This window comes from Parvibacter caecicola (assembly GCF_003725335.1).
Taxonomy (GTDB): domain Bacteria; phylum Actinomycetota; class Coriobacteriia; order Coriobacteriales; family Eggerthellaceae; genus Parvibacter; species Parvibacter caecicola.
Map to the genome: position 1 here is coordinate 24,168 of NZ_QIBY01000021.1, position 12,423 is coordinate 36,590.

10 protein-coding genes are annotated in these 12,423 nt (G+C 60.5%); 6 read left to right on the plus strand and 4 right to left on the minus strand.

Annotated elements, in window-relative coordinates; translation table 11 throughout:
* Positions 1-102 precede the first annotated feature (102 nt).
* Complete coding sequence (locus tag DMP11_RS09015) at positions 103-969, minus strand: ZIP family metal transporter (RefSeq protein WP_194950507.1); 867 nt, start codon at positions 967-969, stop codon at positions 103-105.
* Between the two features lie 180 nt (positions 970-1,149).
* Between DMP11_RS09015 and DMP11_RS09020 the strand changes: the two genes are divergently transcribed.
* Positions 1,150-1,473 carry a heavy metal-binding domain-containing protein gene (locus DMP11_RS09020; RefSeq protein ID WP_123186160.1) on the plus strand — a complete coding sequence of 108 codons (324 nt, stop codon included), beginning with the start codon at positions 1,150-1,152 and terminating at the stop codon, positions 1,471-1,473.
* 85 nt (positions 1,474-1,558) lie between these two features.
* On the opposite strand, the gene DMP11_RS09025 is transcribed toward DMP11_RS09020, so the two are convergent.
* Positions 1,559-2,320, minus strand: coding sequence for a MerR family transcriptional regulator (locus tag DMP11_RS09025; protein WP_123186161.1), 762 nt, complete (start codon positions 2,318-2,320; stop codon positions 1,559-1,561).
* A 97-nt stretch (positions 2,321-2,417) separates the two neighbouring features.
* The gene (locus DMP11_RS09030; protein WP_123186162.1) at positions 2,418-3,614 is read right to left on the minus strand and encodes a PucR family transcriptional regulator; all 1,197 of its coding nucleotides are present in this window, start codon (positions 3,612-3,614) and stop codon (positions 2,418-2,420) included.
* Between the two features lie 203 nt (positions 3,615-3,817).
* Here DMP11_RS09030 and DMP11_RS09035 point away from each other — a divergent pair, with 203 nt between their 5' ends.
* Positions 3,818-4,840: an ornithine cyclodeaminase family protein gene (locus DMP11_RS09035; protein WP_123186163.1), complete on the plus strand. Its 1,023-nt coding sequence runs from the start codon at positions 3,818-3,820 to the stop codon at positions 4,838-4,840.
* A 24-nt stretch (positions 4,841-4,864) separates the two neighbouring features.
* On the plus strand, positions 4,865-6,004 hold the full coding sequence (locus tag DMP11_RS09040; RefSeq protein WP_123186164.1) for an aminotransferase class I/II-fold pyridoxal phosphate-dependent enzyme: 1,140 nt from the start codon (positions 4,865-4,867) through the stop codon (positions 6,002-6,004).
* An 865-nt stretch (positions 6,005-6,869) separates the two neighbouring features.
* Here the strand turns inward: DMP11_RS09040 and DMP11_RS09045 are convergent.
* Positions 6,870-7,847: a response regulator transcription factor gene (locus DMP11_RS09045; protein ID WP_123186165.1), complete on the minus strand. Its 978-nt coding sequence runs from the start codon at positions 7,845-7,847 to the stop codon at positions 6,870-6,872.
* Between the two features lie 254 nt (positions 7,848-8,101).
* On the opposite strand from DMP11_RS09045, the gene DMP11_RS09050 reads away from it, so the two are divergent.
* The 3 genes from DMP11_RS09050 (at position 8,102) to DMP11_RS09060 (ending at position 11,961) form a co-directional block, all read left to right on the plus strand.
* Positions 8,102-9,349, plus strand: coding sequence for an agmatine deiminase family protein (locus DMP11_RS09050; protein WP_123186166.1), 1,248 nt, complete (start codon positions 8,102-8,104; stop codon positions 9,347-9,349).
* A 203-nt stretch (positions 9,350-9,552) separates the two neighbouring features.
* Positions 9,553-10,605: an ornithine carbamoyltransferase gene (locus DMP11_RS09055; RefSeq protein WP_123186167.1), complete on the plus strand. Its 1,053-nt coding sequence runs from the start codon at positions 9,553-9,555 to the stop codon at positions 10,603-10,605.
* 75 nt (positions 10,606-10,680) lie between these two features.
* On the plus strand, positions 10,681-11,961 hold the full coding sequence (locus DMP11_RS09060) for an MFS transporter (RefSeq protein ID WP_123186168.1): 1,281 nt from the start codon (positions 10,681-10,683) through the stop codon (positions 11,959-11,961).
* The last annotated feature ends 462 nt before the right edge of the window (positions 11,962-12,423 follow it).

Here is a 12,423-nt window from a genome sequence, read left to right on the forward strand (position 1 = left end):
TCCGCACTCCCTTGCCCCTGAGGCGAGAGCGTAAGTCGGAATTTCGTTCGGAACATTTTTTCACTTTAGGGGTTTTGGGACTCCACCGCCCCTATTCGCCTTTTAGAAGAAGATCATCAGCATGCCCAGCGCCAGACCCACCATGAAGGCAAAGGCAGGCAGCTTGCTGCGGTAGATCAGGTAGGCCTCGGGCATAATTTCGCCGAACACCACGTACAGCATGGCGCCACCGGCAAAACCCAGCGAGGAGCACAGCCCCTCCGGGCCGATGTCGCCCAGCCACAGCCCCAGCCAGGCGCCGAACAGGGTGGGCAGGCCGCACAATGCCGTAAGCAACACCGCGCGCACGCGCCCCATGCCGCCGCTGATCAGAGGCACCGACACCGCCATGCCCTCGGGGATGTTGTGCAGGCCAATGAGCACCGCCATGATCATGCCGCTGCCCAGCATCAGGCTGTCGGAAATGGCGAAGCTGGCGCCGATGGTCATGCCCTCGGGGATGTTGTGCAGAGCAATGGCGGCCGCCATCACGATGCCCGCCACCACCAGCGACGCCCGCGAGTCGTTGTGGCGCCGGTGCATGTTCAGATGGTCGGCGTGGATCAGCTCGTCGATGTCGTCGTGAGTGTCGGGATGGTCGTGCGCGGCAGTGTGGGAAACCTCGGCGCGGGTGCGATGGTCGATCAGGAAGTTCAGCCCGTACACCACGGCAATGCCCAGCGCCACGGCGCCGATTACCATGATTACGCCGTGGTCCATCACGGTGTCGGCCGCTTCCACTGCTTCGGCCAGCAGGTCGAAGCACACCATGGCGGTCATCACGCCGCCGGCAAACGCCAAAAGCAAGCTAATAGTGCGGTTAGAATCGCTTTTGAACAGGGCGCCCACCAGGCCGCCGATGCCGGTTCCCCCGGCGCCGGAAAGCAGGGTGACTATCGTGACGAACCAAAACGGATCGATTGTTTCCATGGGCCAAGTCCTTGTAGGTGAACGCTTCTTCGAAATTATGCTTTGAGCATTCGCTATTGTGCCACTGTTTTTTGCCGCCAAGGCCTGAACAGCGAAAAAACGTTAGCCGCGTTTAACACAATCGCCCTGCGGCTGGGTAGCGCTATACTATTCTCAGATTTGCAACACGAGAGGACGCTCATGATCGTTACCACCACCCCCACCGTAGAGGGCCATCGCATCACCGGTTATTGCGGCGTTGTGTTCGGCGAGGTCATTACCGGCATTAATTTCCTGCGGGACATTGGCGCTGGCTTCCGCAATATTTTGGGAGGCCGCTCGGAAGGCTACGAAGAAGAGCTGCTGGTAGCGCGCACCCAAGCGCTTGACGAACTGCAGCAGCGGGCTTGCGCGCTGGGGGCCCAAGCCATTGTGGGGGTGGACATGGACTACGAGGTGCTCGGCCAGGGCAACATGCTCATGGTCACCGCTTCCGGCACCGCCGTTACCTTAGAGCCCTGCTAGCTCGGACGGTTCCCCGCATAAAAAGAGGCACTGGCAAGGTTCAAGTTCGCCAATGCCTCTTCTGGAGCTTTGCCCACAGCGTCGGTTAGCCCTGATACGCCTCGACGGCTTTTACCAGAAATTCCGTGGCCCCTTCACTGCAGGCATCATCGTAATAGGCGGTGAAACGAGGATCGGCAAGGTAGCCGCGCACCAGGCCTAGATAGGCCTCCTTCTCATAACCGGACCCCCAGTGGATGGCAATCCAGCGCTCGTGCATGCGCGCCAGCTCATTCGATTCGGCAGACGCCGGGTCGCCCGTGGCCATAGCCAGTCGCAACTGCACCTTGATCGATTCCTCTAAAAGCTCTTTGGCGTCCCATTCGTCTTTCGTAAGCGCCATCATGCGCTGGTTCGCCTGCTCGATGGCCGCGTCGCCGTAGCGTTCGCGGGCCTCTTGCCCGTATTCCCGCTCGAACCCTTCCAGCCCCTCGCGCTTCAGTTGTTCGAACGCATCTTGTGGTTTCATACCCTGGATCCTTTCCAACGATTCAAGAGCCGCCAGTGTCCTTTTCGTGGCGGCCTCAACGGATTTCCCTTGCGCGCGCAGTGTGCGAAGATGGGCCACCAAGGGTGCATGAATGTCTGCCGCAGGGTCTTTCACCAGGTGACCGATGGTGGTAAGGGGAAGGCCGCAGCGGCGCATGGCCATAATTTGCGCCAGCCGACGCTCGTCCGCCTCACGGTACACGCGATACCCGGCAGCAGTCCTTTCCGGCATCAGAATGCCCAGCTCCTCGTAGTAGCGTAGCGTCCGCTCGCTCACTCCCGATGACTTGGCAACTTGGCCGATGGTTTTCGCTTTCATGCACACCTCGCTTGCTCAGCTCCGACGAGCGCAGTATGAACCCTCCCGTAACGAGAAGGTCAAGTCCCCTCCCCGGTTCCGGCCATGACGCGGAGATTCAGAACCGCAAAGCCTCCTTAATCCCCTGCGCTTCCTGAATGGCAGCGGCAAAGGCCAGCTGCTGCGCCTCGGAAGGGCGGCGGCGATCAAGACTGGAAAGCTGGCGGACCTGGTCGAATCGATAGCGGACGGTATTGGGATGCTGTCCAAGAATCTCGGCAGCGGCTTCGATGGATTGGCCAACGCGGTACCAGGTGCGCACGGTTTCTTCCAGGGCGCCGTTGTTTTCGGCATCGAATTCTTGAAGGGGCCGAAACACCCCCGCCGCGAAACTGCGCATCTCGGGGGCTTCCGCGAAGGGAAGCACCGCCCGCAGCACGCCCAAATGGCCAAAACAACAAAGCGTCTCCTGGCGCCGAGCCGCCACCTCAGCCGCTTCCAATGCTTGGTGCAGCGCAATGCCCAGCTCCCCTAGCGAATAATGGGGCTCGCTCAGGCCAATCTCCCGAAACTCTTGCTCGCAGGCCAGCTCTCCAAGAGCAAATTCGCCTAATTGCGCCGATGAGGGCAACTGCGCATTGTCGCCATCGGCGGTGACCACCGCCAGAAAGCCGCCATTGTAAGAAGTAGCCAGCGAATAGGGTAAGCCGAAGGGGCCCTGGCGCCACTGCCTCCTCAGCCACTCGAAGCTTTCCGAAGAAAGCGGCTCTTCGGCGCGGGCAAACAGCACCATACACTCTTCGCGAAACGAGGGACACAACTGCCGGGCGGTGGCCCGCGCTTTTTCGGAATCGTCCGCCGCCAGCCAAAGGGCATCGAGAGCATGCTGGGAGAATTCCGCAGAGGCCAGCTCCCGCACCCGAGCGTTCACGTCTCCCACCAGCACATCGAAAAACGCCTCATCGGAGGTGACCAACATGAGGGGAAAATTGCGGGCATCGGCATAGCGCAACGCGGCATCGGAAAGGGGGAGGCGCAGCACGTTCTTTATGACTAGACCGCTCGTTCCCTTCCCTACCAGGTACTTTACCGCCTCCACGATTTGGTAAGGGTCGTCTTTGGCATACAAAAACGTGGACAACACCAGCTGGCGTTCGTAGAAGTTGTTGCGCCGGAACTTTTCCTTGAGCCCCGGCATAAGCTCGTAATCCAAGATCCCCACTTCCGAAATGGGGCGAGAGAGACCGCCGCTGCCAGCAATGATGCGAACTTGGTCTGAGTGCGTTGCAAGAAAATCCGAAACGGTATACAGCATGGGTTTCCTTTTGTCTTAGTTTCTAATTTCTTCTTATTGCATTGTATTCTATAACTAAATCAGTGTCATTTTTCTGCATTTTTATAGCCTACGATGCTTTTTCCTCCTAATTGATTGGAGCTATTGCCAAAACATCAGCCTTGAACTTAGGGGCCGGTGTTTCTTACCATCTCCCCATTGAAGCCCCCCTCGAAAGGACTCTTATGGGACTAATTCGCATTATTTCCGCAGCGCAGGCAGCTCAGGTGTTCACCGTCTCCGATGCGCTGGAAGCGGTGGAGAACGCCTATCGCCAAAAGGCAAGCGGGGCAGGCCAAGCATGGCCCATGGTCTACGAGCAGTTCGAGCCCGGCGCGGCCGACATGGACATCCGATCCGCCAACCTGGGGGAAAGCGGGCTGTTCGGGCTTAAGCTCACCGCCTGGTTTTCGAAGAACCCCGACCGGGGCCTGCCAGATATCTACGGCACCGTCCTCATCTGCGACAACAATACTGGGCAACCGTTAGCCCTGCTCAACGCATCGGCCCTGACGGGGCTGCGCACCGGCGCTGCTGCCGCCTTGGGCATCAAAGCCCTCGCGTGCGAGGGAGCCAACCGCCTTCTGGTAGTAGGCGCTGGCCATATGTGCCCCTTCGCCATCGCCGCCACCCTCGCCGCCTGCCCTTCCTTCAACAAGATAGCAATTTGGGACCCCCGCAAGAAACAGGTTCCGGAAGCTCGCCTGGCCACCATTGGCAAAACGGTAAACGAGACATTGGACGCCGCCGGCATCGAGCGTACCTACCAACTGGTCGGCGCCGAAGACGGCCCATCGGCGGTAGCCCAGGCGCAGGCCATCATCACCGTCACACCCGCCACAACCCCCGTCGTCCAGAACGAATGGGTACAGCCGGGCACTCACATTTCCTGCGTGGGGGCCGATATGCACGGCAAGCAAGAGCTCGCGAACGCCCTGATATCGAGGGCGCGGCTTTTCGTGGACGACCGCGACCAATCGGTGTCGTCTGGCGAACTGGAAATCCCCGTCAAAGAAGGAACCATCCAGCCGCAAGATATCGTAGCGGAGCTGGGAGAAGTGCTCGCGGGAACTACCGCCGGCCGCACGACCGACGACCAGATAACCGTGTTCGACACATCGGGCATCGCTCTGCAGGACCTCGCCTCCGCCCAAATCGCCTTCGAACGCGCCGTCGAACGCAGCCTGGGATCTTCCGTAGAACTGTAATTCACCAGAACAGAAAGGACCATCATGGAAATCAAAGACTTCGCCGTCGAGCAATGGATGAACGAGTGGGAAACGAAGTGCACCTACAACGTGGCCGAAACCTGCGTGTTTTCCGTGTCCCTTGACGAGCTGTTCGAAATCTGCGAAACCGATGCGACAGCTTTCATGGCTGAACAGGCGAAACGCCCTCTCACCTATGGCGACATCGAGGGAAATCCCGCCTTTCTGGAAGGAGTGGCCTCGCTGTACAAAACCATCGAGCCTCATCACATCATCCCCACCCATGGCGCTGCTGGCGCGAACATGCTCGCGCTGTCCACACTAACCGGCCCGGGCAAGCGGGTAGTTTCCATCATGCCCACCTATCAGCAGCTTTACTCAATCCCCGAAATGTGCGGCGCCGATGTGCGCATCCTGCATCTGGAAAAGGACGATGCCTACCATGTGAACATCAACCGCCTACGGGAGGTTTGCTCCGACGGGGCCGATGTTATCTGCATCAACAACCCCGACAACCCCACTGGTGCGCTGCTTTCGGAAGAAGAGCTGCGCGGCATAATCGAAGTGGCGAAAGAGCACGATGCCTGGCTGGTATGCGATGAGGTGTACCGCCTGCTCACTCAAGACGGAGCGTACCAACCCTCTGTGGCCGACCTGTATGACAAGGGCGTGGTCACCTCCTCCATGTCGAAAGTGTGGTCGCTCGCCGGCTTGCGCCTGGGTTGGTGCATTACTCGCGATCCGCAGCTTCGCCGCCAGCTACTCTCCCACCGCGACTACGACCTCATCTCCTGTGGCATACTCAACGAGGCCATCGCCGCGCTGGCCCTCTCCCATAAAGACAGGTTGCTCGAGCGCAGCCATCGCATTGTCACCCAAAATTTGCAATCGGTGATGGAGTGGGTGGACGCCGAACCCCGCCTGTCTATCGTGAGGCCCCAAGGGGGCACCACCGCTCTGGTTTACTACAACTTTCCCATAGACTCCTATGATTTTTGCACTCGGATGGTGCAGGAAGAGGGGGCGCTTGTAACTCCCGGCGACTGCTTTGAGGAGCCCCGGTCGTTTAGGCTAGGTTACGCCTACTCCGACAACGTGAACGATTTGGAAGAAGGCCTCGCCGCCATTTCCCGCATCCTGCGCAAACTGGAAGCTTCCGCTTAACCCATACCGATGGGCCCCGTTTCGCGTTATAGGAGATGCGCCGAAACAGACGGGACAGCCCTGCTCCGTTTTCGGCAGAATCCAACAGCGGTGGCTCATAAGGCGAGGCCCGCTCCGAGGCTCGGGACGCCGAGGGCCGAGGCGAGGGACGAGAAGCAGGCCTCCCGGCCAAGGGGGACTTGGAACCTCGGCCGGGAGGCCTGCAGACTCGGAAAAACGGGGCGATTTGCCACCGCGGGGCCGTTTGGTGGCAAAAAGTCGGTTTGTTCCGAGTCGCTTCTTCGGGCGCCGTTTCGCCTATGCGGCGTTTGACCAGTTCAGGGGTTCAGGGCGTTTTCCGGGCCCGCCCGGAACTCGGAGAAACGGGGCTTTTTGCCCGCCCGAGCTCGGAGAAACCGGGGGGTCTGCCACATTTCCGCACCCCGTGACAAAACCCGCCCTTTTTCAGAGCACAGGGGACGCAGCACGCTCAAGTTTTCAAAGCGAAGGGGGTGCCCGCAGGACCAAACGCTCCAATCCCGAAAAAGGCCCGCAGACTTGTTTTTTCGAAGCGCGGCGCTCCCGACAACGCAAGGCAAGCGAAGCTGCGCCTCGCCCCCTCAATGAGGCAACGGCAATCACAGCAGCGTCCATCCGAACGCAAGAGGCCGCAAGTGCGGAGCTTCCGAAGCACGGCGAAGCAGCAACGGGGCGCCCCAAGCCCAATGGCCGGGGCGCGTCGAAACGGCTTCGAGGGACGGCAGGGGGCGGTAGCGGGGCGCCCGAAACCCACCTGCCAGGACACGGCGAAGCCCGACGGCACAGGATGGGCGAAGCCCCGCCGCGCCCCAAAGCCCAACGACTGGGGCGGGGCGGTAGCAGTGCCTTAGAACTTCGACCAGAACTTTTCTACCAGCTCGGTGCGATTGGCTACGCCCGCTTTCTTGAAAATGTGGTGGGTGTGGGTTTTCACCGTGCCGATGGCCACCTGGAAATGCTGAGCGATGCGTTGGTTGTCCATACCCTCCACCATCAGTACCAGCACCTCCTCTTCTCGCGAAGAAAGCCCGTAACGCTGGGCAAAGTATGGCGCCGTTTCCTGAATCTGCCGTTCGCGCACATCGGTGGCGGCAGGAGCATTGGCCCGCTTGAGTTCCAAGGCCCGCACCGCGCTTCGGGTAGCGTAACTCACCACGCACAGGCTCAGCACCATCTCCAGCACGTTGCGACGATACAAAAACTCCGCCACGAACACGTTGTTGATGGAGGGCTCCGAAACGAACAGCATCACGATGGCGTCTTCCAGGAACACCAGCAGCACCAACACCATAAAAGCCGCAACCACTGGCACCTTGCGGCGGTAGCGGGCCTTTTCAACAGGGGAATTAGCACCCAGATACTTTAGCCAGAAGAAAACGCTGGCCCCCAGCCAGAAAAACTGCCGTAAGCTGTACAGCAACCATTTGCGCATAGCGTTATCGATGCCCGGAATAAAGTAGAAGAACAGCGACACCGCCACAAAGCCGGCAATAGGGCCATAAACCCATCGCTTCCGCTTTTCATTCGTGTAGTCGAGGATCACCAGCCACAGAGGCTGGCACATGGCCGCCCCCAGCACAATGTGCGTGAAGGGGTCTTCCATCGCTCCCCATTCCGCATCGAAGGGGAGGTTTTGGGTTAGGAATTCGTTGTAGAGAATCCAGGCCTGCTCGATGCCGTAGGCAAGGGCGAAAAACCCCAGGTACAGCAGGCTCTTTTTCCGGGAAACCGCATACGCTGCAAATGAGATGAACGAGGACGCCACGCAAACAGCCACGAGACAAATGGCTATGAGGTACGTTGCGGTGGCCAAGACTACCTCCATGTCCGCTGCTTACACGATTCCCCGAACCCAGCGTTGCGCGCCCGCCCCCGCACGCGCTAGGAAGCAAAGCCACAGCCAAACCTTAAGTTTAGGGGCCGAGTTTAGGCAAGAGGTTCCGCGGTTTATTTTGGTTGATATTTCCGGGCGGCGAAAAATCAACCGCGTTCTGTCTTCGCAATTCGCCGGCAGGGCCGTAGGGTGCGTGCCATCGGGGCGTCGGAGGGAACGGCGCCAATCCTTACAAAGGAGGAAAGATGACCAACTCATTTAGGTACCCGGGCGAGTTCGAGCCGCAAACCGACGTGTTTGTGGAGTGGCTGCCTTACGGCGAACCCATCAAGGGCTTCGATGCCCTGAAGCCGGTGACCGAGGTGGTGCGCAACCTTATCGAGCACGGCGATGTGCAGGTGCACATAAACTGCTGCCCCATGGTGGAGGGCCTGCTGGAGAACTGCAAGGAAACGCTTACCGCCGCGGGCGTGGACATCGAGCAGATTGACTTCCTGGAGTACCCGGAGGATCCCAATTCCTTCTACTTCCGCGATAACGGCCCCAATATCATGGTTAACGACGCCGGCGAAACCCTGGTGGTGAACCCCAGCTGGAGCTTCTATGGCCGCTACGAGACCAACGAAGGGCTGCGCGACCTGTCCCGCAAGATCGGCGTGCATGCCGCCGTGGGCCTGGGCTGCTACAACATTGTGAGCTCCGACATGGTGTCGGAAGGCGGCGACCGCGAATTTGACGGCGCGGGCGTGTTGATGTGCATCGAGGACACCGAAGTGCGCAAGCGCAACCCCGGCTTCACCCGCGAGGAAGTGGAAGCGGAGTTCAAGCGCATCTGGAACGTGGAGAAGGTTATCTGGCTGCCCCAGCCCCTCTACGATGACGATGACTTCCGCATGGCCCCACTGGATTACGAAGCCGACGGCACCCCCATCGTGGGCGCCAGCTTCGCCGCCCATACCGACGAGATGTGCCGCTTCGTTGCCCGCGACACCATTTTGCTGGCGGAAGTGACCGAGGAGGAGGCCGCCACCAGCCCCATCTCCGCCGAGAACAAGCGACGCCTGGACGCCGCCTACGAGGCGGTTTCCAAGGCCACCGACGTGAACGGCAATCCTTACAAAATTCTGCGCATCCCCGCCTCCGGGCACATCCAGTACATCCAGCGCCCCGGCGATGATCTGTACGACTACTACCACGAACTGGTAGGTGACGCCTTCATGGACGGCACCCCCTGGCCAGAGGACGAGCTGCATCTGTTCGGCGCCACCAGCTACTGCAACTTCCTGGTGTGCAACGGCATCGTGCTGGGACAGCGCTACTGGCAAGAGGGCATGGACGAGGCCATCCGCGAAAAGGACCAGCAGGCCGAAGCCGCACTGCAGGCCGCATTCCCCGACCGCAAAGTGGTGATGATCGACTCGCTGGCGCTGAACATGGCCGGCGGCGGCGTGCACTGCTGGACCAAGAACGCCTACGTGCCCAAGGCCAACTAGCTTTTTCCGTCGGGGCGGGCCGGCCGTCTCCACACACCAGCCACCGGCCCTTCCCCTTTTGCCGGCGCGGCACGCGGCACTTGCCTGTTTCAAACGCGGCACTCGCCTGCCTGCGGCTGCCGCACCCGCCGCTGCCACCGCCCGGCCCAACCGTTCACCTGGGGCGCACCGCCCAGCCGCCTCTCTACCGAAAGGAAACCACCATGGGAAACCCCATCCTCGGCCGCGACTTCATCAACCTGCGCGACTTCACCCCCGAGCAATTCCGCTACCTGCTGGACTTGGCTCACGAACTGAAAGCGGAAAAGCGCGCCGGCGTTGACCAGCGGCGCTTCGTGAACAAAGATGTCATCGCCCAGTTCGAGTGGGGCTCCACCCGCACGCGCTGCGCCTTTGAAACCTCCTGCCACGACCTGGGCCTGGGCTTCACCTATCTGTCCAACTCCCATGTGGGCGTGCAGGAAACCGTGAAGGACACCATCCGTGTGTTCAACGAGATGTACGACGCCATCGTGTGGCGCAGTCAGGGCCCCGAAAAATTCATGTACCAGATTGCCGAGTACGCCGACATCCCCGTGATCAACGCCCTGACCACCGAAGATCACCCCACCCAAATGCTTGCGGACGCCATGACCCTGGAAGAGCTGTGGGGCGGCCCCGGCTCCTGCAAGGGCAAGAAGCTGGCCTACACCGGCGCCTGCGCCATTTCGCCGCTGTGGTATGGCCGCATGTGCGCGCTGCTGGGCATGGATTGCTACGCCATCGGCCCCGACCTGTACGACCACAAGATGCTGCCCGAATACGTGGAAGAGCTGGAAGAGCTGTTCGCGAAGTGGGCCCCCAACAACAAGCTGGTCATCTCCGATGACGTGAACCTGCTGAAGGGCATGGACATCGTGACTACCGAAGAATGGGAGTACACCACTTCCTCCACCGGCGACGACCACGGCTACGACGCCTGGATGTCCTACGCGAAGGACCTCATCCCCTACCGCCTTACCAGCGAACTGATGGAAGTGGTGGACAACCCCGACTGCGTGGTGCTGCACATGCTGCCGTCGCTGCACAACGCCGATCACTCGTTGGGACAGCAGCTGCTGGCCCAAGCCCCCGATGAGGAATCCCGCAAGATCATCACCGAGGGCATGGAGATTTCCGACGAACTGTTCGAGAAGCATGCGGCCGAAATCTTCCGCGAAGCCGGCAACCGCCAGCACACCATCAAGGCGGTCCTCGCCGCCACCATGGGCATCTAGCCCCACCCAACAAACACTGGGGGGCGCTGCTGCGACAGACGCCGGCGCCTCCCGCCTTCTTGAAAGGATCCTTCCATGGACACCAAGAAAAACAACCTGCGCGCATGGCTCACCGTTTTAGGCTGCGGCATGCTCATCGCCGGTTCCGTCACGTTCTATACGGTGGTCATCGGCAACTTCTTTGTGCCGGCCTCCGAGGCGCTGGGCTCCGACTACTCCAGCATCTCCCTGTACTCCACCCTGGTGTACATCGGCATCGCCTGCGGCCTTCCCTTTGTGGGCAATTGGCTGCCGAAGATACCCCCCATCGGCATTGCCGGCTTCGCCGCGCTGCAATCCATCATTGTGGCGGCGCTGTCGTTCAGCACCGATGTTATGTGGTGGTGGATTGGCGGCTGGCTCATCGGTGTGGGGATGGCCTTCACCAGCATCGTGTTCATCTCCACCGTGCTCACCAATTGGTTCACCCAGAAAACCGGCCTGGCCATCGGCCTGGCTTGGGCGCTGGCCAGCGTAGCGTCGGCCATCATGAGTCCGGTCACCGTTTCCCTTATGGAGATGATGGACTGGCGCACCAGCCTGCTGATCTTCGCCATCGTGGGCGCAGTGCTGGCGGTGCCGGCGGCGCTGTTCCTGGTTTCCTACAGCCCGGAGCGCAAGGGCATGGTGCCCTACGGCTACGACCCCTCCGTGTCTGGCGAAGTGGTGACGGAATCCGGCGTGCCCGCCAAGCGCGCGGTGAAGTCGCTGGCCTTCGTGCTGGTGGCGCTGGCCCTGGCGTTGACGCAAATCGTGTCGGTCATCAACGCCTACTTCCCCATGTACGCCGAGAGCGTTGGGTTCGCCCCCACCGTTGGCGCCTTCATGATTTCCGTGGCCCTCATTTTCGACATCGTGCTTAACCCCGTTATCGGCATGACCATCGACAAATTCGGCGCCATCAAGGCGTTCGTGGCGTGGTCGTGCATTGGCATCCTGTCCATGCTCATCCTCATGGTGAGCGCCGGCAACGAGATCATTGCCTACCTGGGCGCCGGCTTGGGCGACACCTTGTACGTGCTGCTGGGCGTGGGCATCGCGAGCGTTGCCTCCACCGTGTTCGGCACCAAGGACTACGGCAAAATCTTCGCCTACATCACCATCTTCGGCTTCGCGGCCGGGTCCGTGGGCGGCTTCATCATCGCCTCCCTGTACGAGGGCACCGGCTCGTTCGAGGCAGTGTTCATCTTCTGCATCGTAACCATCATCGTCATCATGGCGGCCGTCATTGGCGCCGGCCTCAGCGGGAAGAAGCTTCCCCATGTCACCCAAGAGGCCGATTTGGCCGTGGAGGAGGAACTGGCCGGCGCGCGGTAGTTTCCTGAACTCTCTTTAGGCCTCCGCCCCTCGCGGGCGTCCCTGCAGGGCAAAGGGACGCCCGCGCCCAAACAGTCTTGAGCTTTGGCGAAAGTGTGCGCGGAGCCCCCTCCCCTTCGCCTCGCAGCCGCCGCAGTTGAATCTTTTGCAACCGCCGCTCTTTGCTTCCACATTTATTCGCAGAGCAAACAATCTGTCTCTGCCTATGGGCACAACCCATAGGCGGCTGCAGCCTTAGGCCGAGATAGAATCTCGGCCCTACGGAACAACCCCAACTCATCCAATTCCCAGAGAAAGGAATTCCAATGGCTTACATGAAAGGAGACGGCCCCTCGGTGGTCATCGCCCTGGGCGGCAACGCGCTGGGCAACACGCCCCAGGAGCAGCTGGAGCTGGTGGCCAACACCGCCGTGCACATCGTGGACATGATCGCCGAGGGCATCAACGTGGTGGTTTCCCACG